23 protein-coding genes are annotated in these 26,933 nt (G+C 63.7%); 6 read left to right on the forward strand and 17 right to left on the reverse strand.

From position 1 onward, the window contains the following. Nucleotides 1-11 precede the first annotated feature (11 nt). The 5 genes from VGZ23_13385 to VGZ23_13405 form a co-directional block, all read right to left on the reverse strand. Nucleotides 12-503, reverse strand: a complete 492-nt coding sequence (locus tag VGZ23_13385; GenBank protein ID HEV2358582.1) for a hypothetical protein — start codon at nt 501-503, stop codon at nt 12-14. 15 nt (nt 504-518) lie between these two features. Beyond that, a complete protein-coding gene (locus VGZ23_13390) occupies nt 519-938 on the reverse strand; it encodes a hypothetical protein (protein ID HEV2358583.1) in 420 nt (139 codons plus the stop codon). A 12-nt stretch (nt 939-950) separates the two neighbouring features. Beyond that, the gene (locus VGZ23_13395) at nt 951-1,760 is read right to left on the reverse strand and encodes an MraY family glycosyltransferase (GenBank protein HEV2358584.1); all 810 of its coding nucleotides are present in this window, start codon (nt 1,758-1,760) and stop codon (nt 951-953) included. A 188-nt stretch (nt 1,761-1,948) separates the two neighbouring features. Beyond that, nucleotides 1,949-3,007, reverse strand: a complete 1,059-nt coding sequence (locus VGZ23_13400; protein HEV2358585.1) for a DegT/DnrJ/EryC1/StrS family aminotransferase — start codon at nt 3,005-3,007, stop codon at nt 1,949-1,951. 17 nt (nt 3,008-3,024) lie between these two features. Then, entirely contained in the window at nt 3,025-3,729 is a 705-nt protein-coding gene (locus VGZ23_13405) for a PIG-L deacetylase family protein (protein ID HEV2358586.1), read from the reverse strand. Nucleotides 3,730-4,127: 398 nt separating this feature from the next. On the opposite strand from VGZ23_13405, the gene VGZ23_13410 reads away from it, so the two are divergent. After that, complete coding sequence (locus VGZ23_13410) at nt 4,128-4,733, forward strand: PEP-CTERM sorting domain-containing protein (GenBank protein HEV2358587.1); 606 nt, start codon at nt 4,128-4,130, stop codon at nt 4,731-4,733. Nucleotides 4,734-4,844: 111 nt separating this feature from the next. Here VGZ23_13410 and VGZ23_13415 read toward each other — a convergent pair whose 3' ends face one another. Both VGZ23_13415 and VGZ23_13420 read right to left on the reverse strand, forming a co-directional pair. Then, nucleotides 4,845-6,182, reverse strand: a complete 1,338-nt coding sequence (locus VGZ23_13415) for a S53 family peptidase (protein HEV2358588.1) — start codon at nt 6,180-6,182, stop codon at nt 4,845-4,847. 627 nt (nt 6,183-6,809) lie between these two features. After that, nucleotides 6,810-6,935, reverse strand: coding sequence for a hypothetical protein (locus VGZ23_13420; protein HEV2358589.1), 126 nt, complete (start codon nt 6,933-6,935; stop codon nt 6,810-6,812). 88 nt (nt 6,936-7,023) lie between these two features. On the opposite strand from VGZ23_13420, the gene VGZ23_13425 reads away from it, so the two are divergent. The 5 genes from VGZ23_13425 (at nt 7,024) to VGZ23_13445 (ending at nt 14,103) form a co-directional block, all read left to right on the forward strand. Further along, nucleotides 7,024-7,365 (forward strand): PEP-CTERM sorting domain-containing protein, encoded by a 342-nt coding sequence (locus VGZ23_13425; protein ID HEV2358590.1) that lies wholly within the window; start codon nt 7,024-7,026, stop codon nt 7,363-7,365. Between the two features lie 75 nt (nt 7,366-7,440). Then, entirely contained in the window at nt 7,441-9,669 is a 2,229-nt protein-coding gene (locus VGZ23_13430) for a tetratricopeptide repeat protein (protein HEV2358591.1), read from the forward strand. Nucleotides 9,670-10,985: 1,316 nt separating this feature from the next. Then, the gene (locus VGZ23_13435) at nt 10,986-12,410 is read left to right on the forward strand and encodes a hypothetical protein (protein HEV2358592.1); all 1,425 of its coding nucleotides are present in this window, start codon (nt 10,986-10,988) and stop codon (nt 12,408-12,410) included. 212 nt (nt 12,411-12,622) lie between these two features. Continuing rightward, complete coding sequence (gene xrtA / locus VGZ23_13440; GenBank protein ID HEV2358593.1) at nt 12,623-13,477, forward strand: exosortase A; 855 nt, start codon at nt 12,623-12,625, stop codon at nt 13,475-13,477. Next, nucleotides 13,474-14,103 carry an EpsI family protein gene (locus VGZ23_13445; GenBank protein ID HEV2358594.1) on the forward strand — a complete coding sequence of 210 codons (630 nt, stop codon included), beginning with the start codon at nt 13,474-13,476 and terminating at the stop codon, nt 14,101-14,103. The genes xrtA and VGZ23_13445 overlap by 4 nt, the downstream gene beginning before the upstream one ends. Nucleotides 14,104-14,177: 74 nt before the next feature. Here VGZ23_13445 and VGZ23_13450 read toward each other — a convergent pair whose 3' ends face one another. The 10 genes from VGZ23_13450 to VGZ23_13495 form a co-directional block, all read right to left on the reverse strand. Beyond that, nucleotides 14,178-15,197: a glycosyltransferase gene (locus tag VGZ23_13450; protein ID HEV2358595.1), complete on the reverse strand. Its 1,020-nt coding sequence runs from the start codon at nt 15,195-15,197 to the stop codon at nt 14,178-14,180. A gap of 13 nt (nt 15,198-15,210) precedes the next feature. Further along, nucleotides 15,211-17,184 (reverse strand): asparagine synthase (glutamine-hydrolyzing), encoded by a 1,974-nt coding sequence (gene asnB, locus VGZ23_13455; GenBank protein ID HEV2358596.1) that lies wholly within the window; start codon nt 17,182-17,184, stop codon nt 15,211-15,213. Between the two features lie 15 nt (nt 17,185-17,199). Then, nucleotides 17,200-17,925: a WbqC family protein gene (locus VGZ23_13460; GenBank protein ID HEV2358597.1), complete on the reverse strand. Its 726-nt coding sequence runs from the start codon at nt 17,923-17,925 to the stop codon at nt 17,200-17,202. Beyond that, nucleotides 17,922-19,151: a glycosyltransferase family 4 protein gene (locus VGZ23_13465; protein ID HEV2358598.1), complete on the reverse strand. Its 1,230-nt coding sequence runs from the start codon at nt 19,149-19,151 to the stop codon at nt 17,922-17,924. Before VGZ23_13465 ends, VGZ23_13460 begins: the two co-directional genes overlap by 4 nt. Next, complete coding sequence (locus VGZ23_13470) at nt 19,151-20,287, reverse strand: glycosyltransferase family 4 protein (GenBank protein ID HEV2358599.1); 1,137 nt, start codon at nt 20,285-20,287, stop codon at nt 19,151-19,153. Before VGZ23_13470 ends, VGZ23_13465 begins: the two co-directional genes overlap by 1 nt. 25 nt (nt 20,288-20,312) lie before the next feature. Next, the gene (locus VGZ23_13475; GenBank protein HEV2358600.1) at nt 20,313-21,167 is read right to left on the reverse strand and encodes a glycosyltransferase; all 855 of its coding nucleotides are present in this window, start codon (nt 21,165-21,167) and stop codon (nt 20,313-20,315) included. After that, nucleotides 21,160-23,073, reverse strand: coding sequence for a hypothetical protein (locus VGZ23_13480; protein HEV2358601.1), 1,914 nt, complete (start codon nt 23,071-23,073; stop codon nt 21,160-21,162). The genes VGZ23_13475 and VGZ23_13480 overlap by 8 nt, the downstream gene beginning before the upstream one ends. Beyond that, nucleotides 23,073-24,263 (reverse strand): glycosyltransferase family 4 protein, encoded by a 1,191-nt coding sequence (locus VGZ23_13485; protein HEV2358602.1) that lies wholly within the window; start codon nt 24,261-24,263, stop codon nt 23,073-23,075. Before VGZ23_13485 ends, VGZ23_13480 begins: the two co-directional genes overlap by 1 nt. 4 nt (nt 24,264-24,267) lie before the next feature. Then, nucleotides 24,268-25,494, reverse strand: a complete 1,227-nt coding sequence (locus VGZ23_13490; protein ID HEV2358603.1) for a glycosyltransferase — start codon at nt 25,492-25,494, stop codon at nt 24,268-24,270. 93 nt (nt 25,495-25,587) lie between these two features. Further along, entirely contained in the window at nt 25,588-26,922 is a 1,335-nt protein-coding gene (locus VGZ23_13495; GenBank protein ID HEV2358604.1) for a hypothetical protein, read from the reverse strand. Between the last annotated feature and the right edge of the window lie 11 nt (nt 26,923-26,933).

The following is a 26,933-nucleotide window of genomic DNA, read 5'->3' on the forward strand; positions in this document are numbered from 1 at the left end:
TTCCTGTCCGACTACGTGGGTGACGGCTCCGCCGGCTCTGCGAGCAGCAGGGCGGCCACGGCGGAGTCCTCGGACGCAGCGAGCCGGCGCTCCTCATGGTCCGCCCAGAGGAGCTGCTGGTACAAGCCGAACGCCTCTTCCGAGATCACCCGCCGCAGGCGGGCTTCGAGCTGGAGCTTCTGGAAAAATGCCCGCTCCTGGTGGGCCTTGCGGTACAGCCAGATGCACTGTTGCTGGAGATGGCGGAGCTTCCGCTGGGTCCTGAAGCCGAGGTCCCGTCGCTCTGAGAGATCCTGCGCCCGACGGTAGCAGCGGCGAAGGTCGCGGGACAGGAGCGTCAATTCGTTCGCGAGGTCCTCGACCGGGATTTCCCGGTCACCTTCCCGGACCAGCCGGAGCACGCGGCCTTCGATTGTGGTGACGGTAATGAGGAGGTCGCTGATATCCTCCTGGGCGCGCTCGGTACCATCCCCCCGGACGGGCTCGACAGTCGCACCTCTCACGGCGCTACTTGCCCCCTACGATATTCGCCCGCTAGTGCGAATGCCTTGGACTCCCGCCCACGTTAAGGCGAGAATGGTAACGACCGCCTCTGCGACGATGCCCCACGGTGGTCCCCATGTTCTGTGCGGCAACAGCGCCGAGGTGGGCCCTTCGAGAGGCTCCTTCAGGCCCGGCGCGTCGGGGAGCACGGCCGCCAGCGCCCCCGCCAACGGCGCCCAACTTCGGACCTTCCACGCGACAATACCGCAGAGCACCAGGCCCAACCCGAGATCGATTGCGCCGTTCAGCGTGAGGCCGTTGATCCAACCAATGTTGAAATGGGGTACGGTGTCGAGGACGTAATGGCTGGCGAAGGCCAAGGAGAGCATCGCCGCGGGGCGCCGCACGCGGGCGCCGACCGCGGCGCCCGTGACCATGTGAGGCGTCAGGTCCAACGCATCCCCGCGTCACGCCGACCTGGCCAACGCCCATGTGACCCACCGCGCCGCGCCGGTTGTGAGGAGTGCCGCCGCGGGAACCATCAGAAGAACCGCCGCGGCCACCGGACCAATCAGCACCAGGCTCACCGCACTCGCTCCCATCAGCGCCGTCGCTGCGTAGAGCCGGACCGCCACTTGACGGGTTGTCAGGCCGGCGTCGAGCAGGCGGTGTGGCAGGTGATCTCTTCCCGTGGAAGTCACGAGACGCCGCAGATCGGTTGCACCGTGAAGATACCTGCGAATGTGGACGAGCAGGAAGTCGCCCACGGGAACTCCCATGAGCAGAACCGGAGCGATCCACGTGACCAAGGCGGCGTGATGCAGGCGCGACGGGATCAACGCCGCAGGCAGCGCCGCGGCAAGGAATCCCACTGCCAGACTCCCCGCGTCGCCCAAGAAGATGCGCGCGGGCGAAAAATTGTACCGCAGAAACCCCAGGGCCGAGCCGGCGAGCGCGGCCGCCGCGATGGCGACGCCGATGTGATTCCAAAAGAGCGCAAGCGGAATCACAAAGAGCGCACCCACCATTACGGTCCCCGCCGCAACGCCGTCCACGCAGTCGAGGCAGTTTATGGCGTTGGCCACGCCCAGGATCCACAGCACAGCCAGAATTTCGCCCGCGTAGGGCCACGGGAGGCGCGCATTGACCCCTCCGAGCCAGACGATTGCCACGACCACCGCGGCTTCCACCCCGAGCTTCAGGGCCCCGACGTCGTAGAGATCGTCCAGCAAGCCGATCAGGCTGAACGCCGCGGCGCCGGCGAGCAGCAGAAGCATCTGGTCACCGCGCATGGGCTTTAGGAACATCAAAGTCGCCAGCGCGAAGGCCAAGAATACCGCTATCCCGCCGAGAAGCGGCGTCGGGCGTCGGTGGATCTTGCGACCGGATGGCGCGTCTAGAGCGCCAAACCGCACGGCGAACCACCGGCACACCGGCGTCAAGAGCAGCGAGAGGATGAGGGCGGTCAGGAAGACAAAGAGGAGACTAGCCGTCGTCGGTCCTCCCTTCTCGCGAGTGCATCCGTGACTTCCAATAGGAGCCGCTCCGCGTCCTGGTCCGTCAATGACGGGTAGAGGGGGATTGAGAGAGCCCTCGCCGTCACCGCCTCCGTATGGCTGAACCCTTCTTCCCCGAGGTACCGGTGCAGCGGGCGAGGCACCGGGGTCTTGCACTCGACGCCGCGGTCACGAAGAGCGCCGGCCAACCGCGGGGCGTCGTCCACCCCGATGACGTATCGATAGAAGATGTGCGTCCGCTCCGGCGCGTCGGCGGGGAGTATGAGGGAGTACTCGCGGAACGAGGCAGCGTACCGGGCGGCCAGTGCCCTGCGCCGCGCGATAAACTCCCCCAACCGCTTCAGTTGACTCAATCCGAGCGCGGCCTGGAAGTCGGTCATCTTGTAATTGAATCGCGTGGGGAGCGCGCCGCGCCCGTCATAGTCGCGCAGGTCACGTGCCCGTCTTAGGACCACCTCGGAGTCGGCGAGCAGCATGCCCCCCTCGCCGGTGGTGATGACCTTTGTCGCGTAGAAGGAACAGACCGTGATCGTCCCCGCGCTGCCCACAGTCCGGCCGCGATACGTTGCGCCGAGTGTCTGGGCGCAATCCTCGATCAACGGAAGTCCGAGCCCGCCCAGCGCGTCGAGGTCGGCCGGCATTCCGAACATGTGCGGGACGATGATCGCGCGGGTGCGCGGAGTCATCCGGCGGCGCGCCTCATGGGGGCACATCCCGTATTCGCCCGCGGCGATGTCCACAAGCCGCGGCGTCGCACCAACGTAGCGGACGGCATGCAACAGAGCCACGCAGGTGTAGGACGGCAGGAGCACTTCGTCTCCCGGCCCGATGTCGAGGGTGAGCAGGGCGAGGTGCAGCGCACCGGTTCCGGAACTGGTCGCCACGCCGCCGCGCCGGGTCAGGAAGCCGGCGACCGCCGCCTCAAACTCCTCCACCCTTGCGCCCTGTGCCAGATGTCCCGACCGCAGGACATCGCTGACGGCGTCGATGTCCTCCGGCCCGATCATGGGCCGGGAATGGGGAATCACAGAACCACGCGGTGGCACTCGAAGGCCTCGGCGGCATCCACGGCAATATTCGCCCCCCGGAAGCGCGCGAGATACTCAACATTCTTGATACTGCCGGGGTCCGGAAGCTGCCGCAACTGGGATTTGTGACACGCCAGCGCATCCAGCTTGATAGGCAGGTATTCGGAGATGTCGACGTAGAGATCGGGACGGAACCCGTCGCCCCAACCCAACTGGGCGGCGTCACATGCCAGCACCAGGTTGATGAAGGGCTTGTCGTTGCGGAGATGCGGGCGGCACGCCGCGAACCCTGCCTTGAAGACCGCCTCGTGGTCCTGATTATATGAGGGATGGGGAAGGATGAGCGCGGTCGGCCGCAACTTGTCGATGGCGTATTGCGCCTCGCGCTCGAAGAGGGCGATGAGATCACGGCGTGGGATCGCATCAAGGCGTAGGTGCGTCTTCGCATCCCGAAACAGGACTTCGTATCCATCCACCTTCAGGAGTTCCATGGATGCACGCAATTCGGCTTCCCGCGTTTCGGCCGCGACGGCCGAGGCTTCGGACTTGTAATGCTGCAGGTCCCCGACGGACACGACGATGACGTAGACTTCGCCGCCGGCCGCCTTGATTTTCGCCATCGTGCCTGCGCAGCCGTACGCTTCGTCATCCGGGTGCGGGGCCACGACCAAAGCCCGTTGTTTGGCCCAAAATTCGGTCATCTCAGCGACCTCGATCCAGATACGTCTACGCTTTTGACGAAAGTATAGAGGAGCACAGCAGGACGGTCCCCCCTGACAAAGGAGGAATGGGAAATATCGTTCGATGGAGACAAGGCTCTAATGCTGGGTCCGGCTCCCTCGACGCGTACCGCCATATGTTTAGCGCCGGAATACTAACGAACCTATGTGCTATACAATTGGTCGGTTGGCGCCCCGACGGCTCGTCCTCTTGAGCGAAAAATCATGTCCTCTTGAGGGAGAGCAATATTATCCCCGGATGGCTTATTCTAATTGCGGATCGACGGATGGCTTATTCCAACTGTGGATCGACGGTGGTTTGGAACAGGTCCAACCGGGTGGCGGGCGACCGGCTCGACCCCCCTAAGGGAGGAGCGGCGATGAAGATGCGTCGGTTATTGGGCGTTATGCTCGCTCTGGGCGGGGTTGTTTTTCTTTGGGGGATCGGTGCGTCGCCCGCGGCGGCGGATACGACAACGATTGGTCTCACTGATGGCTCGGTGACCATCACTACCCTTACGCCGACCACCGCGACGGCCACGTTCACCGCCAGCGCCGGATTTGCGTTTATCGACACGAACGTCGTTGATCTGAATCTAAACACCGGCATCACTCTCGGGACGTTTAGCGGCAACGGCGGCGCGCTCACCTCCGAAGGTGCCGCGAATGTGAGCGCTTTCGGGATTATCAATACGACGTTCGACCAATTTGATGGGTGTGGCCCCGGAAACTTCAGCACCACGGACACCATCAACTTGAGCGGCGGAACCACCGCAGCCTCGTATGTCACGCCAAACACCGATGGCTGGTTGGCTGCCGCGCACATTTGTAATCTTACTACCGGGTTCACATTCTTTACGGCCGGGAACACGACCACCACCATCATCTCGACAGTGCCTGAGCCGAGTTCGCTGTCCATGCTCGGCTTTGGTTTGGTGTCTCTCGGAGGACTCGGAGGCTGGATTCGCCGCCGGCGTCCGGCGTAGCTCACCTTCGACAGCGGCTAACCAAAGATGGTCACGCCCGGCCACGTTGGCCGGGCGTGACTTATTGCTTGGCGAGATCCTCCCTCGACGCGCGAGCGTCTGCGACGTTGATCAGTACGCCTGGAAGAATTGGGTGAGCCCTTTGACCAGCGACGTCCCAAGTCCCGTCACGAAGTTGTAGCCCGGGCCCGCCGTACAGATGGCGCCGCAGCTCCCGTTGCTTCCCGACGTGATGTCGCGGTAATCGATCGAGTACCAAGTCGGAGGTGCCGCCGCATAGGCGAGGGAGTAACTGGAGTTGCTGCCACCGAGAGAGGATTTCCCGATAGCCTTGCGCGCGCTGTTCAGGACCGCGATGACGGCCGACCAACTGGGGGCGCTGAAGCTCGTCCCGCCTACTTGGAACCAGCCGGATTGGCCATTGTAGCCGGTCGAATCATAGATCGGCACTCCCGTGTAAGGATCGGCATCAAAGGAAACGTCGGGGACGCCTCGATGACCTCCCGTTGCCGGGATGGAGTAGTTGGATTGATATTGAGGCTCCGTTTCATAGGCGCTGATTCCTCCGCCCGACCCGCTCCAGGCCGTCTCGGGGCCCGTGAGGTTGCCGTAACTATCGAGTGGGAGACTCGTCCCGCCAACACTCACGACGTAGGGGGAGGCGGCGGGCCACACGACCCCACTGCCCGAATCGCCAGACCCGGCGACGAACACCACCCCCGGATTGCTGCTAAAATAGCTATCGAGGCTTGATTCTCCGGAGAATTCCGGCGTGTCCCAGCTCATGGAGACCACCGTGACACCGTAGGGGACGGCGGTCGAGTCGGAATTTAGCATGTCGGAGAGCGAGCTGCTGTTGGCTTCAACAAGCAGGATATCCGCTCCGGGCGCGATGGCATGAGCCCACTGCGTGTCCAACGCTTGCTCGAGCGCCCAGGTAGCATCGACGGTCTGGCCGCTGATCTTGCATCCCTTCTTCGCATGGCAGTTACCCCCGCCTCCACCACCCCCGCCTCCCCCGCCACCACTGGGAGGCGGAGTGTAACTGCCCCCACCGCCGGTCGAACCTTCCGGAATCACCTGGAAGCAAGGGTGTGGCCCGGCGGTCACGGTACAAGAGGCCGTATTCGGCAGACCGTACATGGAAGGCAGGTTGAACGTCGCGATAAACGTCTGGAGGTCGCTCGCGGCCGTGGGATACTGGTAGGCGTCGACGATTGCGATGATTTGGCCGGCACCGCTGTACGAGACCTGGTCGATCCCGTACGCATGCCGGATTTGAGCCGGTGAATAGCCGCTCGGGCCGGTCGTGGCATTGCCGCGAACATGGACCGGATGCCTGACCAGAATCTTCGAAGGAGGCTCACCGATCGCGGATCCGATTTGAGCCGCAGTCATGAGCGTTCCGACCAAGAGAACTGCTGTGATGCCCAAAGCGGCGCGTTTCATCCGACCCCCCCCTGCTCTCAGGGACATCAAGGCGTTATCGCTCGACCGATCCTGCTTCCTTATGCACATCTTTCGGTGGAAACAGGACCTTTCGGCGTGAACGCGCCTAGCCGAGCTTCAGGGCGGCACGGCCAGCATTGGGACGAGATCCGCCCAAATTTCGTGTAGCCTCCTTCAAACGTCTCTAAATTCAAGTGTGAATCTGCCCTTGACGGCTCGGGCGGTTTCGGCGGAACGGCCCGTGCTACGGATTCATCCGCTGGACACCGAGTTCCGTTCTGACGAAGGAGAGACGTCCGCGGGCCATTTTTGTAAGGTGTAGTTGCCTAGGAAGGTGTAGTTGCCTAGGTAGGAAGGTGTAGTTGCCTAGGTAGGAAGGGCTGACGGCTTGGCAAGGGTTGTAGTTCATGTGATAGGGTCAAATCGTTCAAAGGAGTGGAGGAGTCGGCGGGAGCAAAGAGCTACTTTCCTCTTGGGTGAAAGGCAGAATCCGCGCCGAAGGAGTGCAACGATGATTACGAAATTGGCGGGAATCGCACTTTTGGCTGGAGTGCTTCTCGTGGTGGGAGCAACCAATGCGCAGGCTACGACCGTGGCCATCAATAGCGGAGCGGGTGTGCCTTATACTCAGACCGCGGGCACGGGTTGCCCGACCCCGACGGGTGCCAGCACGACGATCACACCCAATCCCTTGTGGGTCGCGGCTCCGGCCGGCTCCGCGTGGATCTCGTGTGGCAGTAACGGTGGCGCCATCGGAGGTGCCACTATCAGCACGGGCGGTGTCATAAACTTCACCCAAACCTTCATCCTTCCGGCGGGCCCAATCTCCGGTGGAACGCTCTTGATTGCGGCGGACGACACGACCGGAGTGTTACTGAATGGCATAACACTCGCGACCGCCGGCGGCCCAGTGGGAACCCATTGCGTAGTGAGCGGCATTACGTGCACCTCGCTGACCACGCTCGCCCTTCCGGCCGGGGACCTGATACCGGGCGGGAACGTCTTGCTCTTCGACGTACACGAGCTTGACGGGGACGGGACGGGCATCGTGTACTCCGGTGCGGTGAGTGTCGTGCCGGAGCCGGGATCCGTGCTCCTATTCGGCACGGGCCTGATGGGGCTCGTAGGGATGAGGTTCAACCGCAGAAGGAAGAGCGGCGAGCGGCGGGCGATTCCCGCGTGAGTACGGCTTAGCCAGAGATCAACAACTTTATCGACTCAAGAGAGCCGCGGAGGGGAGATCCGACGGCTTTCTTGTTTGAATTCGGACGGCGAGGAGAGTGTTTACACCAAGATGTCGCGGACGTTGAAGACACGGCCCGTATTGCTGATCCTGGCCTGCGTCGTGCTGCTAGGCGCGGTCTGGGGAATCGCACGGGAGCGCACCCCTGCGGCGCGTCAAGCGCGATACTGGACCCGCGGGAACGCGGCGCTAGCGGCAGGACGCTATCCGGAAGCGATTCTCGATTTCAGGAGTGCGCTGCAGTTCACCCAACGCTCAGCCCCGGTGTATTACAAGCTCGGTCTCGCGTACCTGCGCGCGGGCGAGATCGGGCCGGCTTATCAGGGGCTGACGAAGAGTCTCGACCTGGACCCGGCCAACTCCGACGCCCGCCTCGCATTGGGAGAGGTTCTCATTCTCGCCGGCCGGTACATCGGGGCCGGCGATCAAGCGGTGTTGGTTCTTAAGCGGGAGCCCAGCAACGCGCACGCGCATGTGGTGCTCGGCCGCAGCCTCGCGGGCCGGAAAGACTTGACCGCCGCAAGGCGCGAGGCGAACGAAGCGCTCCGGGTCGATCCAAAGTTCGCGGACGCCTACGTGCTGCTCGGATCGCTGGACGAAGCCCAGGGTGACTATGCGGGAGCCGGAGAGGCCTATGCGCGGGGGGTGCGCCTCGGTTCGGACCCCGACCCGCGCCTGGCACTGGCGGGGTTTCTGGAGCGGCACGCCCGGTGGGACGCCGCGGAACAAGCACTCAGGGATGCCGTCCGTGCGTTCCCGCGGCGGGCGGAACCCTATCTCGCGCTTGGCGACCTCTACGCGTCCCGGCAGAAGCCTGCGGACGCGGAGAGCCAATATCAGAAGGCTCAGTCGCTCGCCCCATCGTCCGCGGTACCCGATTTGCGGATCGCGGACCTTCTGATGTCCCAGAACCGGCTTGATGAGGCGAAGGCCACCGTCGACAAGCTCGTGGCTCGCGATCCGCAGAATTCCGCGGCACACCTCCTTCTTGGGAAGATCCACCTTGTACGCGGCGACGTGAACCCGGCGATTACGGAGTTAGAGGCCGCGGTGGGCGGCCAGCCCGGCGTGCCGCTGGCGCACGATCTCCTCGCCCACGCCTATCTGCTCAAAGGCGATACGGCCTCCGCACGGGCGCAGCTTCTTGAAAGTCTGAAACTCGATCCTCGGCTCACCGATGCAAGGGTGACGCTGGCGAATCTGGAGTTGCAATCGGGAAATCCAACGGCGGCTGAGGCTGAGCTCAAGGACTACGTGACGGCCGACCCCAAGGGCTATGCTGCCCACATGCTCTTGGGGGCATTCTATGTGAACCAGAAGGCCCTCCCCCAGGCCTTTGCGACGTACCAGCAGGCGATCGCGCTTGCACCACGGAACCCCGCACCGTACGTCAGGCTGGGCGTCGCCTACCGCCTGGCGGGCCGGGGCGACGATGCCGTCCGGGAGTTCGAAACCGCCCTTACGCTTCAGCCTGATTCCGCCGAGGCCCTCAGAGAAGAGGCCGTAACCTATCTGCAAGAGAAGGAACCGGCCCGCGCGGTGCAGCGGGTCGAGGCCCAGGTCGCCCGGGTGCCGAAGAGCGCGCTGCTGCAAACGTTACGCGGCGAAGTCTACGAGACCGTGGGGGACCGCACAAGGGCGGAAGAGGCCTTCTACCGGGCCATTTCAACGGAGCCGAACGTGCTGGCACCATATCTATCACTCGGCAGCCTGTACGCCGACAACAAGGCGTACGAGATGGCGGCGGGCAAATACGAAGAGGCAATCCGTCTGAACCCCCGTTTCGTCCCTGCCTATGCCATCCTGGGGATGCTGTACGAAAGACTCGGTAACGTGGACCGGTCGAGGGAGTACTACAAGCAAGCGCTCGCGCAGGATCCGCGCTTCGGTCCGGCGGCCAACAACCTGGCGTGGTCGTACATCGAGCACGGCGGCGATCTCAAGCAGGCCCTGACCCTCGCCCAGACCGCGTGGCTGGCCATGCCAAACGACCCCCACGTGGCTGATACGCTCGGATGGGCGTACTACAAGACCGGCGCGGTCCAGAAGGCCGTGCCGCTCCTTCAGCGAGGCGCACGGCAGTTGGCGGACGATCCGGTCGTTCACTATCACCTCGGCCTGGCCTACTACCGTTCGGGCAATGGCGAGATGGCCAAGCAGGAGTTACGCCGGGCACTCGCGATCAGGCAGGATTTCAGGGGAGTTGACGATGCCCGTCGGACGCTGGCGGGTCTCGGCGGGTAGGGTTTGGCCGCGGCAAACGAACCAGCCCTGTCAAGGAACTCTCCAACCGGGGGTGTTTAGAAAGAACCCCCGGTTCCCTTTTGTGAGACCGTGCGCGCTTTGAGACGTTCCCGGGTCGTCAAACATACGTGGATTGGGCACAATTTGAAGGCCTGGACCCCGGTTTGGGTCCAAGGCTGGCAGTCTGTCTCCAAAGTCCGAAGGGGGGATCCGATGCCAGACGTCGGAGCATCCGATCTTCGCGGCAGTTTCCACAAAGGCGCACCGAAGCGTTGGCGACGGAAAGCTTCAACCGCAACCGCATTGACCGCTTATGTTCTGAGCACGGTCATGGCGATGCCCGCGGTCAGTGGCGGGATTTCTACATTGATAACGCCAGGAAGTGCGCTGGGTCCCGTGAGCTTGGGGATGTCGGAAAAGCAAGTCACTGCCATCCTAGGCTCTTCGGAGCGTACGCAATCAGGGGCATTGACGTTCCCACGTTGGGCGATAACTGTGGACTTCCGAAAGGGGAATGCCATACGAATTGGCACCCTCAGTCCGCTCTTTCGGACGATTCAAGATCTGCGAGTGGGAGTATCTCACGCGAGAGCCACTCAACTCATTGGCGACCAGAATGAGGTCCTCGACGCCGCGGGTACCTATCTCACTGTCCTTTATCCCTTTGAGGGCGTAGGCCTCGTGTTCCGCGATGATCGCGCGATCGAGATATTCATCCAGCCGCCTCTCCACGTACATCCTTCGATCGCAAGGATACTCCCACTGGATCCGGCCCCGAGCCAACCGGTCCAGTCCGGCAACAAGGCAGCGGTCAGTGATAGTGCCACAGGGAGCGGTGGCGGCGGTGCTGACACTGGAGGCAGTGGCGGTGGCGGCGGTGGTGCTGGGAGCAGTAGTGGTGGCGGCACCACTGGAGGTGCCAATGCGACCGGTAATCCGGCCGCTGGCAATCCTGTTAGCGCGACCAATGGTAGCACGACGAGCAGTGGAGGGGCGAGCAATGGCTCTGGGGCCGGCGCCAGCCCCGGACCTAGCACGCCTCTTGCCGGGACCGATGACACCGCGGTAGCCTTTGCCGGCGCTCCCAGCAGCTTCGGTGCCGAGTTGGCAGTCAACGGTGGAACGCTCTCCGTCGCGGCTCCTCTGAACGGTGCTAAGAGGCTGTTTGAGCCAGGGCCTGTAGCGTCCTCAGGAGGGACAATTACGGACTCGTTTGCGCCGATGGGTGTGCACGTATACGTTTCGGCGCCGTAATCATGATGAAACTGCGACGAGACACTCTGAGCCAGTGGGCTGAGGACACCAGACACCGAACGTTGAGCCGCCGCGAGTTCGTCCGTCGGGCCGCCAGATTTGCCGGCGGCGCCGCGCTGAGCCTAGCCATGCTGGACAATGCTGAACCTGCCGCAGCGGGAACTCCTCCACCTGTGACCTCAACAGGAATCGATTCGAACAACAACTTCACTCTCAACGGCAAGCCGTTTCTTCTTATCCAGGGGGAGACTTTGGACTATGCATCCTGGGGACAAGCAGGCTATACGACGCAACAGGCAGACGCGAAACTAGCGCAGGCGGCGGCGGCGGGGCTGAACGTCGTTGTCGGCAACTGGTTCGGCATCGATACTCCTCTCTGGACCAATCACGGGATTTACTGGCACGGTTATTGCCTCCGCGACCTCGGAGTGGGGAACGATTGCCGAGGCGCGTGGCACACGCCCGCAGCACTGGCCAGTTCTTGCGCTCCGCAGATCGTCTCAAAGTACGCCTCTAAGCCGAACCTCATTGCATGGATGCTCGACGGAGAATTGGAATTGGATTCAAGCGTCACTTCAGACCCGCAAGGAGTCGTCAATACCTACATGCAGGCTGAGAGTTACATTCGATCCATTGATCCTGCGAAGCGGGTGAATTTTACCACGCTCGTGGCCGCGGGGCCGTGGACGCTCGCGTGCAACCCGAACGCGAACCAGGTTTCGATGCTCGAGATGGTGTTATCGTACCAATACCCGTGGATCGGGTTGCAAAAGCTCTGGGACGTTCTGAACTACTTCAATCAGCAGGTCCTGAGCCATCCCGCGGGACTCGGCTGGGTTCCCTCTGTTTCGACGACCGTAGTGAAGGAACTGCTGTCATACACCCACTCGGGACCAATACGTTCCTTCAACGAGGCCAATAGGTTTTTTTGGTTACAGGTTGCGATGAACTGCCGGGCGTTCAGTGTCCTCTGGGGCGCGAACACGCGCGATCCTTCGCTGGCCCCCAACAGCGGTGACGCGGGCCTGCCTGCCGGATACCTGGATAGTTGGAATTGGACATGGCAGATTGTAGGGAACATCAAGTCCTTGGAGTCCGTGATCCTGGGACCGGGGAATTGGGCAAGGGTGCCCACGACCCCGCAATTTTCTCCCTGGGCGCCCGGCGGAGGCATTCATCGCCCCAATCTCGACTATCTCTTCAAAGGCATCTATGCGGCCAAGAAGGTCGGCCCAGACGGCCACACCTACGTGGTCGCAATTAACATGCAGGAAAACGACACGGTAGGTACGGAGTTGCCGCTGAGACACGCCAGCCTGCACCTGGACCGGCCTATTCGCAGTGCAACTCGTTTGTTCGATCGAACCTTGACAGCTCGGAAAGGGCCAAGTGCATTCGTCCCCATGACGGTTTCCGGAAATCGGATTATTGCGGATTTTGAGCCGATGGAGGTGCACGTCTACAAACTGTCTGAAGATGAAATGTGATGTTTGCCGAGCGGCCGCGGATTATCTACGATGACCGGTTGGATGGTCCTCATTCGATTGATGGAGCCGTTTCCTCCTTTTGATCGAGGGTCTGCAAACAACCCCTGCCTTAACATTGCTGAGAGATCACCGCGACGTCACCGCACGGGATAAGAGGAGTGCTGTCCGTTTCCAGTTCCGCCGTACCGGCTTCCGAGCGGCCGCGCCGAGAGTTGATCGGGGGGGTTCCCCTCGCTGTTGTCTTTCAGGTCGCCGCGCTGGGAGCCGTGATCGCCGTCCTTTACGGTCAAGCGTTCGCCGATCTCGCCTCACAATGGGCCGCTGACGAGAATTACTCGCACGGGTTCGTGATCCCTCTCATCAGTGCGTACCTCGTGTGGGAGCGGAGGCACGCGCTGTCCCGGTGCCGTGTACAGGGCTCCGCGTGGGGATACGCGCTACTCTTGCTCGCAGTGGCCCTGCTCATTCTTGGCCAGGCGGCGACCTTTGGGTACCCCGTCCGCCTGTCGTTTATCCTCGTGCTCGCCGGTCTCACGCTCTACCTTGCCGGCGGGCAGGTCCTGCGCATCCTCGCCTTCCCCTTCGCCTACCTCCTGTTCATGATCCCGCTTCCGGCCCCTGTCTTGACGAAAGTCGCGCTCCCCCTTCAACTCTTTGCCGCGCGGGTCGCTACGGGAGTGCTCGACGTGCTCAACGTCCCCGTGCTCCGTGAGGGCAACGTCATCGACCTCGCCACGATCAGGTTGGATGTCGTGGAAGCATGTAGTGGCATCCGGTCGCTCATCGCGCTTCTCGCCCTTGCCACCATTTTCGCGTACTTTACCCAACGGACGTGGCGGGGGCGACTCACCCTCGTTCTCTCCGCCATCCCGATTGCGGTTGTGGCCAACGCTGCGCGCGTGACACTGACGGGGGTACTGACACAGACGTTTGGGCTGGCGGCCGCGATGGGCTTCTATCACGAGTTTTCGGGATTGTTGGTCTTTGGGCTCGCATTCGCGTTGATGGTCGCCACAGGCTGGATGATTACGCGCGTCGATACTGCGAGCGCGAAGACGCCGGCATGAACCGAAGAGCCTTCGCCATTGCCCTGATCACGCTCGCCGTAGCCGCTGTGGTCCTGAGGGCCGTCGAGTACGCTCCCGCCGTCCCGGTTCGCACCCCTCTACGGGACTTCCCGCTGCACGTCCTCGGGTGGCGCGGACAGTCGAGTTTCTTCACGCCGGATGTCGTCGCCGAGCTGCGCGCCGATGACTATCTCGTCCGAACCTACCAAGATCGCGCGGGAGATGCGTTGGGGCTGTATGTCGCGTATTACAGTTCTCAACCCCCGGGGACCCGCATCCACTCTCCGGCCGTCTGTCTTCCTGCTGCCGGCTGGTATATCAAACGCTCCGGGCTCGAGCAGATCAGACTCGCCGATCGCACCATTACTGTCAATCGGAACCTGATCGAAAAGGGAGATGAGCACCAGGTCGTTCTCTATTGGTATCAGATGCACGGAGTGGTTGCGGCAAGGGAGCTTCAGGCCATAAGCCTGCTGGCGTGGACGTCGCTCACCCAGCGGAGGACTGATGAGGCACTGGTGCGGGTAAACGCGGCGTTCGCCGGCGAGGCTCAGGACACGGTGGAACGGGAAACCGCCTTCGTCCGAAACGTCTTTCCACTGCTGAAACACTACCTGCCGGAATAGCGATTCCTGTCAACGATCCGGATCGTCCGCGCCGCCTACCCCGGCGCCGTAACGATCGCGGGCCCGTCGGTGCGTCACGCGCACAACACACCATGCCGGCGCGACGCGAGGAGACTTCCGGCACTCGACGCAGAGAATTCCAACAGATGGATTGCCGCAAAGATTGCAAGCTCGATATTCGACCGCACCGTGATCTTTCGCTTCTGCGCGGCGTGTTTGATGAGCAGCATCAGACGGGCCCAGTACAAACACAGTGGAATGAGAGACCACGGCGTGAGCACGCTCAGCGCGATGAGCGCCATCGAAATCTTCTCGGGGCTCGTCAGATTGACGCACATCGTCACCGGTGCCCGCGCTGACATGGTATGCCGTCCGATCATTACGCTGGCGATGCCGTGGAAATGCTTTCGCATCAGCCTGGGTCTGCCCGCCCCATAGAAGAATTGGCGCTTCAGGGCGGCGCTCAGCGTAGGCCGGTGAATATGCCGAACGCGGGCCGCGGGCGCTCCAACGATCACCCCCCCACCCCGCAAAATTCGCCAGCACAGATCCAGGTCCTCACCCGTCGACATTGATTCATCGAACAGGCCGAACCGCTTTAGCACGTCAACCCGAACGGAGAGATTGGCCGTGTAAAATACCGTCGTCGGGCCATACGCGGTGATCGTAGTTGCCTGATCCGGCTGGGGAAACGCCGTTATGGCTAGGCACCGCTCGATCAGCGTTTGGGGCTCGTATTCGCTGATGCCGCCAGAAACTGCGGCGATCTCGGGGCTTGCGTAAGCTTCGGCGATTTGGGCCAGCCATTCCGGTTCCGGAACGCAGTCGGCGTCCGTAAAGGCGACAATTCCCTCGTCAAGCAGGCGCAGAGCCGCGTTGCGCGCCGCGGCCTGTCCACGCGTCTGCTCACGTCGGACGTGCATGTACGGAGCGGCCGCGGCCTGTTCCTGAAGCCATTCGTACGTGCCGTCCGAGGAGCCGTTGTCCACGAAGTAAATCGAATCGGGCCGCCGCGTCTGTCGCAGCAACGCATCCACACATCGCGCGATTGTCCGGCGGGCGTTGTATGCGGGAACGACGACACTAATACGCATGGCGTTCCTTATCTTATTGCGCTCCAACCGCGTCCACTGCGATCTGTCCGGGCCGAGTCATCCGCTGTCGGAGATCTCCCCGCCGCAGCATTCGAAGCCACACTTCCAAGTTGAGGAGCGCCCACAAACGATCCCCGTTATTTTTCCTTTCTTCTTTATGCTCGCGGTAGAGGCTCCGTATGGCGTCGGCTCTGAGATAGTCGTTCACATGCGCGTCGCGTGCCAGCAACGTCTCCTCAGCATATGGCCGAAGCTCGTGGCGAAACCAGCGGTCAACCGGCGCGGTGAACCCGTGCTTGCGCCGGCGAAGCAGTTCGCGCGGCAGCATGTCGCGAAAGGCCAGCCGCAAGATGTACTTCAGCTGCCCGCGGCGGATTTTCATCTCGGGTGGGAGCGACGCAACGAACTCGACCAGGGCTGTGTCAAGCATCGGGGACCGCGTCTCCAGCCCGTGCGCCATACTCATCCGATCCATCTTCACGTGGAGATCGTCCGGGAGATACGTCGTGAAATTGAGATGAAGGAGCCGTTGCAGCAACGGAAGCGTCGCGAGTCGCTGGTCCGGCTGACGGAGGCTGCCGAATAAGTGCTCCGCGGCCAGATCCGCCTCTGGGCCGGGACCCATCAACGTCGCGACCGTCGGGGCATCAAAGAGAGACATCCACCCGGCGAACCGCTCCTCAACGGAGGTGTGCGCCTGGAAGAAGAAACGCTCCAGCCGGCGACGCGGGCTATAGTAACCATCGCCATTCGGGAGCCAGCGCGAGATCGTCCGCCCCAGGGGGGCCACCGCCGAAGGGATCTTCGCGGCGAGCATCGCGGCCAAGAAACGCTCGTACCCCGCAAACACCTCGTCCCCGCCGTCTCCGTTTAGTGCGACCGTGACGTGCTGTCGTGCCAGCTGGGCGACGAGATACGTGGGAACGGCCGAGTAATCGCCATACGGCTGGTCATGATGCCAGAGGAGCGTCTCGACGAGGGAACCCACCTCTCCACGAAGCACGAGCACCGTATGGCGGGTGCGAAACTTCTTCGCGGCCGCCTCGGCGTAGGGTTGCTCATCATAAGAAAGGTCGCCTGGAAAACCGGCGGTAAACGTGCGAACCGGTTCCTGGGTCAATTGCGACATGATCCCTACCACAATCGAGGAATCCAAACCGCCGCTCAACAGCGCGCCCAGCGGGACATCGCTGATCATTCGGCGGGCGACCGCTTGCGTCAGGAGCTCGCGGACGCGTCTCGCTGCCTCCGCCGCGGAGCGGATACCCGCAGGGGCCCGGTCTGAGAATTTGAGTTCCCAATAGCGGCGCGGGCCGCTGACGCCCGCCGCGTCCACGATCATGTATGATCCGGGCGGAACTTGATAGACTCCACGGTACATCGTCCGAGGGCCCGGTACGTACCCGAAGACCAGGTACTCTGGAATGTGGTCGGCCGCCACATGCGGCTCAACCCAGGGACAGGCGAGCAAGGCCTTGATCTCCTGCGCGAACGTGAACCGTGCCCCGTCCGCAATGTAGTACAGCGGCTTCTTGCCGGACCGGTCGCGCGCCAGTACCAGTCTTGCCCGCGGCTCGTCCCACAGCGCAAACGCAAACATCCCATCCAGGTGGCGAATGAAGTCGTCTCCGAACTGCTCATACGCGTGGACGATGGTCTCGGTATCGGACGCGGACCGAAATTCATGTCCGCACTGACGCAGCTCTGCCCGAAGCTCCCGAAAATTGTAAATTTCGCCGTTGAAGGTGACCCACACGGTCTTCGTCTCGTTCGGCATCGGTTGCCGGGCGGCGTCGGACAAGTCGATGATCTTGAGGCGACGATGACCGAGGAACACGGAGGGACGGCGCGTCGCCCCCGGCGCGGACCGTACGAGGGTCCCGTCTCCGTCGGGTCCGCGGTGCCGCAGCAGCTCCATCATCCGCCGGCCCGCGCCATCGTCCACCGGCTCTCCGTCCAGGTTAGCGAATCCGCAGATTCCGCACACCGCCGCGCTCCACCATCAGACGTTTCCCGAAGCCACCGCCTCGGAAGCCTCACGCCGGCACCGTGCCAGAATGGACAGGGCCGCCTCGCCCTCATTGAACAGCAGGTCGATGATCGAGAGATCCGGCACGAATCCGAGGCGCATGTGCTGCTGGCGGTACGTCCGGCACTCCCACCCCTGGAGTCCCACCTCGATGCCCCGCCCTTCAAACAGCGGCGCGTCGAGATGATTGTCCGCCGCATAGTCTCCGGTCAAGTACGTCGTGGCTCCGAGCGCGGCACAGATGTCGACAATCCGCTGCGTGCCCCGGCCGGAAATGCCGAGGTCCGAACTCCGAACGATTCGGGTCCGGATCCCCAGCACCGACACGAGCCACGCGAGTACATGCTCGCTCAGGTCGACCAGTCGCGGCCACTGCGCAGCGTAGATGTCCGCCAGCGCCGGCTGATAGAGATGCAAGAAGGGCGCCCGCGCGTAGTTCGTGCGGATCGCCATCCAATGCTTCTCCCGCCACCGCTCCTGATTGTTGATGCAGACGTCGGAGATCCGTTTGCCGAACGCGTCGACAACCGGGACCGTCAGGTACATCCACCCCTGCGCGCATTTGATCTTGTTGCGATTCTGCCAGCCGTTCTTCGTGTATGCCGCGTCGTCCAGCAGCACAAATACGTCGCTACGCGCGATCTTGTCGATGTAGCGCAGCCACGGAAGATAATGGGGCTGATGAATTGCGACAATCATGCGCACTCTCCGCCCTTCGGCGACGCCGCGTGCCCGTCGTTCACGGCGCGGCCGCCGGTGCGTTCGTTCAGCAACCGTACGTAGAGGCTGTCGATGTCGGCGATCATAGGGACGATACCGAACCGCTCTACCCCGCGTCCGGCACGCTGACCCATGGCGCTCAGGAGCGCCCGGTCGGCGCAACAGCGGACGATCGCATCGGCGAGGGCCCGAGGGTCGGCGGGAGGCACGAGCAAACCCGTCTCCTCATCGGCGACGATGTCCTGGATGCCGCTCACGCGCGAACCAATCACGGGACGGCCGGCCGCAAGCGCTTCTACCGCGGCCCTCCCCATCCCCTCGTTCAACGAGGGGAGCACCATGACGTCGCAGAGCGACATGAGGTCCGGGATGTCCCGCCGCAGGCCGAGAAACCTCACCCCCCCGTCGATGCCCAGAGCGCAGGCGCGCCGCTCCAGCTGCGCGCGCAGGGGGCCGTCTCCAACGATAATGAACGTGGCCTTCTGTACGGCCGCGAGGACGGCGGGGACGGCTTCGAGCAGGTGCTGCACGCCCTTGACCGGCGCCAGGCGCGCCACACAACCCACCACGAAACCGTCTGCCGGAAGCCCAAGGGCCGCCCGCGCCGTCTCTCGAGGAACGGGCGTACCTGCCTGCCGGAAGCGCTCAATGTCGATCCCGCTGTGAACCACGTCGAATTTCTCCGCCGGGCCGATGCGGAGACGGAGGTGGTCCTGCCGCTCCGCCTCCGTCAGGCAGAGAACCCGGTCGGTGAAGCCCGTCAACCACCGCTCGACCTGTATCAGCGCGGTCGAGCCTGTGGCGTTCAAGTAGTCATGAAAGGCATGGCCGTGAGGCGTGTGGACGACGATGGGCACGCGTGCGAGTCGGGCGGCAACGCGCCCCAGCAAACCGGCCTTCGTCGTGTGGGTGTGCACGATCTTGTAACGACCACGGCGCATCAGCGCATACAGGCGACACAAGGCCCGCACGTCGAGAATGGGATGGAGATCGCGGACCAACTCGGGAATCCGTATGAACGGCACACCGGGGGGAAGACCATGCTCGAGGGTTCCCTCCGGGCCGCTGGTGGGCCCGCTGGCCAGGGTCACGGCGTAGCGGTCGCGCGCGAGGCGCTCCACCGTGAGCAGGGTGTTCTCCTGTGCCCCCCCCACCACAAGCCGTGTGATCACGTGCAGAACGGGGATTCGCGCGTCCGGCGGCATCAGAGGCTCCAGATTCGCGCGACCGCCGCGGTCCAGGCGGAAGCCAGTTGCTCGGTCCGCCGCCGTCCCTGCATGCCGAGCCGCGTTGCCTCTTCTCGATCCGAAAGGAGCTTTGTGATGGCCGCCGAGAGTTCATCGACATCCGTCGGATTCACGAGGACACCCGTAACCCCGTCGAGGACGGCCTCGGGGACGCCGCCGCTCCGCCCGCCGATGACCGGCTTCCCGCATGCGCCGGCCTCCAGGAAGACGATGCCGAACCCTTCGAAATCTCCACACGGCAAGGGCCGGCTCGGCATGACGAAGAGATCGCAGGACGCATACAGAGGCGCCAGATCCTGCTCGGACACGTGTCCCGCAAACACGACATCGTCCCCGCATCCCAGGTCGACCGCGAGCGCCCGAAGCCGCGCTTCCTCCGGACCGCGACCGGCGATGACGTATCGGATCGGCCCCGACGACCGCTTCACCTTGTTGAGCGCCCGAATCACCATGTCGTGCCCCTTATAATCGTCCAGGCGGCTTACGGTCAGGATCACGCGTTGCCCGTCGAGCCCGTACCGCGCCCGTACTCCCCCATCATCAAGCGTGGGCCGGAATCGGTCCGTCTCCACACTCATCGTCAAGGCTTCAGTCCGGGGATTGGTGATCGCCAGGTCCTCGAAGTACCGGCGCGTGTACTCGCTGTTCACGACAACGAGCGCGGCACCGCGCACAACCCGCCGGACCACGGCCCGCACCATGCCGAAGCGCATGTACCGCGCCATCTCGCCTCCATGAAGATACAGCACGTAGGGGAGTCCTTGGAGCAGCCGTGCGACAATGCCGATGGGCGCCAGGTGCAGCTGCCCGATGTGAACCGCATCGACCCGCTCGCGGCGGGCGGTCGCGATGCCACGCACCAAGAGGATCGCCAGCTGGACCACCCGAGCCGGGAGGCGCCGGCTCGTCGGACCTCGCTGCCGCACGATCTTATACGGCTGGCACACGTCGAAACCGTGATCTCCGGCAGTTCTCGGAGCCAGCACCACGACGCCGCCGGCCGGCACCGCAGCACAAATGCGCTCATACCAGCGCGCCACGCCCCCGACCACCGGCGGAAAATCGTTTGTGATCAGGAGGGCCTTCGTTGTCATAAACTCCCGCGACCGCGGCAACGCCTCATGGCTTTGGCGCCTTCCCAAGACCCGCCGCGGACCATCCCCCGGTGAGCCGCAACCGTGCATGATAACCTGCAAAACCGGCAGCGTACGCCAACTGCGACGCGAGGGCGACCCAACGAAGTCGTGCGAGGTCACACACGGCGCGCACCGCGTGGCGCCGCCACCGATACACCGGGCTCCGCGCAACCGCCGGCGCGCCCGCGTGACCGTCGGGTGTATCGAGGGCCGCCGACGGCATCTGCTTCGCGGCCTCCGCCGACTGCCAGCCGTTTCGAAAGAACACGCCGCACAGCGTCAAGAGACCGTCGGGCATGGGATGATAGAACCATGCGCGAGGCGCGACGACGATACGCAGGCCGCGTCGACGGACGCGGGCCCGCATCTCCGGATCGACCCCCCGCGGGATCTGTTCATTGAATCCCCCCAGCTCCCAGAAAGTGGACCGGCGGACCGCGCAACACGCCGTGGTGACCATGTCGCTGTCGGTGACGACAGACACAACCGGTGAACGGCTGCGAGCAATCTGACGCCCGGCGGCGCGCTGAAACGCGGTGGAGTCCGCCGGCAGCAGTTGCGCCGCCCCAACCATGCCGACGCCGTCATCGTCCAGCAGCGCAACCATGGCCTCCAGGACGCGTTCGTGGCCGAGCCGGACATCATCGTCGAGGAAGATCAGCACGTCTCCGGACGCGCGGCGGGCGCCGACATTCCGGGCGCGCCCGCTCGGAGACACGCCGACGACCAGTTGCACCTCCTGAGCCTGGACGGTTTGTCCCTGGACATCGCGTACGAGCGGGCCCCTCTCCCCGCCCTTCAGCGAGGGGATGATGACGGACACGGTCGGCTCAGGCATTGGCCACCTGCAACGCGTCGAGGTCCACACGAAGACGACGCGTGACGCGTCCCAATTGCACGGTCAGGAGGACGGTGTTCGTCCCACGCGAGTCGGCCGCGACGATGACCCCGGGGTCGAAGCACACCGCTGAAGCGCGCGCGGTGCCCGGCGCGAGCGGCGCGCGGATCACGCATGCCGGTCCGTTGCTCGTGAAGACCGGACGCGTCTCAAGGTCCCCGGGGGGACATTTGGCCCAGACATGGCCTTCGGGCTCCCCATGAACCGTGTCCGGCGCACCGGGGCGACACCGTCCGGGGAGCCGGAGCGTGCTCCACGCGGCATCGAAACGTCCGTCCACGCGGTCAACCACACAAAGACACCGGCAGCCCGGGAGCAAGATGATCGCCCGACGCACCCGGGTGTCAGATGCCGGCACCGCCGCGTAGGCGGGTGGAATCCGAACCGGCAACCGTACGACAAAAGGCGCAATCCACCGGGCGAGTGCCCGGCCCTGCCATCCGGCTTTTTCCCTGGTGGCCTTGGTCAGGCGTCTCCGAAGGCCCATCCGCAAGGTGATCGGCGTCCCCCTCCCCACCAGGGCGACGAAGTCGTCGTCGTCGATTACGCGTACCTCGTCATACACGCGGACCGCGTAGGTCTCGCCGGCAACGGAGATGACCGGCATGAAGCCGCTCCACCGTGGATCGGTGGGCGCGCGTGCGTCGTGGGGGGGAGGCGGGACGATCGTGCGCCCGTCGCATTGCAGCGTAAGCGGCTGCATCCCAGAATACCGGGCGTCCATGAACAGGTACGATCCCGTGTTGAACTGGCCGCGGGTGCTGAACGCCGCGAAGACCCCTTCGCGATCTCGAACGATCAGGCCGGCATCCGGAGCATCGAAACGCCTCGCCGGATTCCGCGGCGCGCCGGGCACCTCGTAGCGCTCGTGCGCCTGAAGCAGCATGAACGCGCAAAACGCATTGTAGTCCAGGCGGTGCACATAATCGTCCCACGCCCGCTGTTCGGCATCCAGGGCGGTCGGGTAGAGTCGCATTCTGCCGTCCGCCAGCCGCAGACCGGCGAGAAATTGCGCCATCCTCGTGGCCGCCTCCGCCACTGGGCCGCGCACCTCGTCCGCGATGACACCGAGTGCAAGCGCATGCGACAGCGCGTAGACCGCGGCCGCATAACCGTACAACGAGTTGCATCCACGACCGAAGTATGTCGTCTCGCCGTTTGGAGCGCATAGGCCGGCCAGCGCGTTCACGCCGCGCGCGAGCGCCGTCCTGGCGGCATCGTCTTCTAGACTTCGTAGGAGCATCGCCAGCATCGCACAAATCTTCGCGTGGTAGGTAAGAGGTGTCGCCCGGCCGCCCGGCCCGTCGACGGCGGGATAGTCCGCAAACAGCCCGTCCGAGCCCTGCAACGGCAGGACGCGCGCGTACAGGCACTCGCGCGATGCGCGGAGGTCGGCCGCGGAGCCCAGCAGGTGGCTGCGCTGCGCGAGGCATACCGCCCGCATCGCCTCCCAGTTGTTCGTCGCGGTGGACGTGACAGACTCGAACGGCATGCGACGGAGATATGCGCTGATCGTACGCTGGAGCTCAGGCTGAATATCGGACTCTCGCCAGCGGCGAAGTACACATAGCAGCCCGAGATTGTTCAACTCATGCGCGCCGCGGGCGACCCGCGGCAGACTCAGGAAATACCGGACGGCGCGCTCCGCGTGATCACCCACCGCGCCCGGGTCCCGCGCGAGCGTGCACGCCGCCGCGAACAGCATTGTTCCGTAATGGTCGGCGGGCAGGGCCCCTCGGGCGATGGGATCGTAGAGGTTCCCGTCCGGCTGTTGGTGAGAGGCAAGCCAACCGACGATCGCCTCCGCCGTGGTCGCCGCCCCCGGCGGGTCGACGCGCACGGCCACTATGTGACCCTCTCCTCGACGGCCACGGCCGGGCGAACGCGGGACCGTTCGAGCGCCTTGGTCACTCTCTCGACGCGGCGGGCCGTTCCATCCCACGAGAGGCGCGAGACCGCCCTGCGCCGGCCGGCCTCTCCAAGGCGCGTCCGTAATTGGGGGTCGCGCAGCAACCGGATGAGCGTTGCCACCGCGGTGGCATCATCGCCCTCGGGAACAAGAAATCCTGTTCGTCCGTGCCGGATGGCCTCTCCGGCTCCTCCCGCGCGCCCCCCCACGACCGATCGTCCGCACGCTCCCGCCTCGACGAAGACCATCCCGTATCCCTCAGTGTCTCCGTCGGGAGTCGTTCGGTTCAGCATGACGAATACGTCGCAAGCAGCATACAGAGTGGGCAGGTCGTCCGCCGGGACCTCGCCGAGAAATCTCACCCGGTCTGCCACGCCGGCCGCGGCCGCGAGCCGTTCCAGTTTCTGCCGTTGGCGTACCGAACCGCCACCGGCGATCCAATAGGTCACGTTCGGCACTGCCGCCGCGATCTGCGGCAGCACCTCGATCACAGTGTCTTGGCCCTTGCGGGGGATCAGACGGCCTGTCGTCAACAGCACGTACCGGCCGTCGCCGTCAAACCTGCTACGGAACGACGCCGCGTCCGCCGGACGAAACCGCTGGGCATCCACGCCTGGGCGGGCTAGGTGGATACGGCCTCGTTCCACGCCGAGGCCGATGACCTGCGCCCTGCTGAATCGGCTGATGACGAACACAGCGGCAGCGTGGCGCAGAACCAGCGCGACGGCCGCGCGCCTCAGTCTATGCCGGCTCGCGATTGTAATATCCTCGCCGAAGATGTACACCGCATACGGGACCCCCGTAATCACATGGATTCCGTACGCCGCAAGTCCGACCGGATACACCTGCCCCGCGTGCACAACGTCCGCACGGCGACTTAGCACCAGCCACAATCCGACCAGGAACTGCGCCCACCATTCGACAATCACGCGAATCTTTCGCACCGGCAGAAACGGCGTGCGAATGACCGTGAAAGGTAGTCCGCGGTCGAAGGCGACGGCGCCACGGGACATGCGTGTCACCACCGTCACGTCAAGACTCCGAAGGCGCCGGCAAATCTCGTAGTAATAGACCGCGGTTCCCCCCGCATGAGGAGCAAAATACTCAGTGAGCAGGAGCAGCTTCATATGATCATGCGCCCGGGGCGCGCTCGGCGAGGGACGGTCTGCGATCTTCAATGAGTTCCTGATACACGCTCTCCAGACGCGCCGAGATGGTTGGCCACGCGTACTTTTCGGAGATCGTGTGCCTGGCGTGTGCTCCCAGCCGGCCGCGTCGGGCCGGATCTCGACAGAGGGCGATCAGCCTCTCCGCGAACGCAGCGGGCGTATCCGCGATCTCGATGTCGTGTCCGGGCGTGACATCGAGACCCTCGGCGCCGAGCGACGTCGAAACAACCGCCTTAGCCATCGCCATAGCTTCCAAAATCTTGAGCCGTGTGCCTGATCCCAGCCGCAACGGCACAACGGCGACCGCGGCCGCCGCGAGGTATGGCCGCACGTCGGGGACGCGTCCGGTCACCTCAACGCCCTGCACCCCTTCAAGGGCCGTGACCTCCGGAGGCGGCTCCTGGCCCACGATGGTCAGCCGGAGATCCGGGACGGCGCGTCTGACGATGGGGAAGACGTTCCTGCAGAAGAACACCATCGCGTCGGCGTTCGGAAAATATGAGAGGGTTCCGGTGAAGACGATGCGGGCCGGCTGCTCCTCGTCGGGGCGCGGCGAAAACTCCAGCGGGTCGACGCCGTTTGGAATGACGACGACATTCGCGCTCGGCACCAGACGCCGAATCTCGTCCGCGTCCGCGTCCGACGTCGCCAGACACCGGTCGAACCGGTGAATGACTTTCCGCATGTATGACGGAAGCTTCACGGCATCCAGCGACGTGAGCAGCCTGTTGATACCGGGCCGCATGTGCATGGCCAGCCGGCGGAAATAGATGGACTCGACGTCGGGCATGTTGAGTAGCTTTCTGACGCCTGACAGGCGTGCGGCAAAATGCGCCATTCCGAGATGTTCTACGTGAACGGCGTCATAGCGCTTGTCCCGCATCAGCGCAAACACCCGGTCTTGAAACGCCGCCGATTGTACGACCGCACGGTAGTAGGGCGTCGCCGAAAGGAGGCCCCCGACGTGCGCGGTGAGCGGGCGTGATGATGTAGGAACGAAGACCGTCACGACATCGCCGCAGTACTGCTTGAGTGGCGTCACGGAGTGCGCTTTGGCAGGATCATCGAATATGGCGAGCAGGGTAACGTCGTGACGCGTCGCCAGGCCCTTCAGCAAATGGAACGTTCGGAGACGCGCTCCGGTCGAGGGAGGGTACGGCAGTCGAGGAGAGATCATAAGCACCCGCATCAGCGAACTCCACTCGGGACTGCGCCAGTATCGAGACGGCCGAAGCGCCGGTGATTCACCAATCAGAGAGACCTATTGTGACGCGCTGGCCCCTCACGGCGAATCCATCGCGCGCGGGCGAGCCAGCGACCGATGGAGAGCAACAATCAGGCCGGCCACGATAAAGAACAGCCCACCCGTGTGCGTCGGCGAGATCGACGCCGCGAAGATGCTGTAAATGGCATACGATGCGAGAACGAGCTGGAGCCCCCAAGCCAGGTTCGCCATGAACGGCTCGCGAGCGAGACTTCGCGCCTCTTTCGCCAACCGGAACAGACGTATTCCAAAGGCGAAGAACACGAGCAGGCCCACGATGCCGGTGTAGACAAGCTGGGTACCGTATTCGCTGTCAATAAACCCCAGGGGGAGGCTCGCGAGCCCAAACCCCAGCACGGGAGAGTGCGCGAGGGCCAGCAGACTATAGTTGCCCGGTGCTGTTGCACGGTACAATATCGACGCCGCGTCCCCTTGGTTACCGGTGAGATCGGGGCTCAGCACGTACAGAAACGTCGACAGCCGTTCCTGGATGAACTGCGGGTAGACGCCGTAGGCAATGGCCAGCGCCGCGGGGATGAGGAGCAGCACCGATCGTGCGTAAACAATTCCTACGTACAGGAGAATCAACACGGTCACCGCGATGAAATTCCGACCCAGCGTGAGCGGAAGCACGGCCAGAGAGAAGACAATGACGGCCAGAAACAGAAGCCGTGACGAGGATCTGGACACGGGCACCAAGGCGACCGAGAGCGGCACGGCAATCATTGAAGCAACGCCCAGCTCGTGCCCGGACGCTCCTGGACTGTACGGGATTGCCCCCGTCGAGAGATACTCCGCCAGACCGTAGAGATTGAGAGCAACCATGCTCGCGATCAGCCACCACGTGAGCTTCTGGACATCCCGGCGCGACGTAATCACATCGGCGACGATGAAGAAGAGGAACACGAACTCCAATCGCTTGAGCAGGTGAAAGATTGAACTGAGCTCCTTGTTGAGGGTCAAGAAGTGCGCGGTCCCCAAGTACCCGCCCCAGAGCGTGGCGACGAGGCCGACCGCCCAGTACGCCAGCACCGGTCGATCGAGCGGGGTGCCCTGCCGATCCTTGAACACACAGAGGTGGGCCAGCCATCCAGCCGCCAGGGGAACCATGAGAAGGTCCTCGATACGGACAAGGAGGCCGCCGACGGAAAACTCGGGAGAGAACGCCATCGCAGGAACAATCAGGTAGAGAGCCGCCCGGGGGCTGAAAAACGCGAGCGAAGCGCCGATCAGAGCCAGCACGCTTAGCGTGACCGCCGGGGCGGCGTAGAAGCTCAGGAAGAGCGCGATCAGACCGCCGAAACCCACCGCCACGTACATCGGCGATTTGTCCGCCCAGGTGCGCTCAAGCATCCCAGGCTCCG

The organism is bacterium, from assembly GCA_035945995.1.
Lineage (GTDB): Bacteria > Sysuimicrobiota > Sysuimicrobiia > Sysuimicrobiales > Segetimicrobiaceae > DASSJF01.

What these genes read in the sequence shown, in the direction of transcription:
- VGZ23_13395 (HEV2358584.1), bottom strand. Translation starts at nt 1,760, where the DNA reads ATGCTTCTGCTGCTCGCCGGCGCCGCGGCGTTCAGCCTGATCGGCTTG.
- VGZ23_13445 (HEV2358594.1), top strand. Translation starts at nt 13,474, where the DNA reads ATGAACCGAAGAGCCTTCGCCATTGCCCTGATCACGCTCGCCGTAGCC.
- VGZ23_13400 (HEV2358585.1), bottom strand. Translation starts at nt 3,007, where the DNA reads ATGATCGGGCCGGAGGACATCGACGCCGTCAGCGATGTCCTGCGGTCG.
- VGZ23_13475 (HEV2358600.1), bottom strand. Translation starts at nt 21,167, where the DNA reads ATGCCTGAGCCGACCGTGTCCGTCATCATCCCCTCGCTGAAGGGCGGG.
- VGZ23_13405 (HEV2358586.1), bottom strand. Translation starts at nt 3,729, where the DNA reads ATGACCGAATTTTGGGCCAAACAACGGGCTTTGGTCGTGGCCCCGCAC.
- VGZ23_13465 (HEV2358598.1), bottom strand. Translation starts at nt 19,151, where the DNA reads ATGCCGCCGGACGCGCGAATCCCCGTTCTGCACGTGATCACACGGCTT.
- VGZ23_13470 (HEV2358599.1), bottom strand. Translation starts at nt 20,287, where the DNA reads ATGACAACGAAGGCCCTCCTGATCACAAACGATTTTCCGCCGGTGGTC.
- VGZ23_13460 (HEV2358597.1), bottom strand. Translation starts at nt 17,925, where the DNA reads ATGATTGTCGCAATTCATCAGCCCCATTATCTTCCGTGGCTGCGCTAC.
- VGZ23_13410 (HEV2358587.1), top strand. Translation starts at nt 4,128, where the DNA reads ATGAAGATGCGTCGGTTATTGGGCGTTATGCTCGCTCTGGGCGGGGTT.
- VGZ23_13495 (HEV2358604.1), bottom strand. Translation starts at nt 26,922, where the DNA reads ATGCTTGAGCGCACCTGGGCGGACAAATCGCCGATGTACGTGGCGGTG.
- VGZ23_13415 (HEV2358588.1), bottom strand. Translation starts at nt 6,182, where the DNA reads ATGAAACGCGCCGCTTTGGGCATCACAGCAGTTCTCTTGGTCGGAACG.
- VGZ23_13450 (HEV2358595.1), bottom strand. Translation starts at nt 15,197, where the DNA reads ATGCGTATTAGTGTCGTCGTTCCCGCATACAACGCCCGCCGGACAATC.
- VGZ23_13485 (HEV2358602.1), bottom strand. Translation starts at nt 24,263, where the DNA reads ATGAAGCTGCTCCTGCTCACTGAGTATTTTGCTCCTCATGCGGGGGGA.
- VGZ23_13490 (HEV2358603.1), bottom strand. Translation starts at nt 25,494, where the DNA reads ATGCGGGTGCTTATGATCTCTCCTCGACTGCCGTACCCTCCCTCGACC.
- VGZ23_13420 (HEV2358589.1), bottom strand. Translation starts at nt 6,935, where the DNA reads ATGGCGCCACCGTTACTGCCACACGAGATCCACGCGGAGCCGGCCGGA.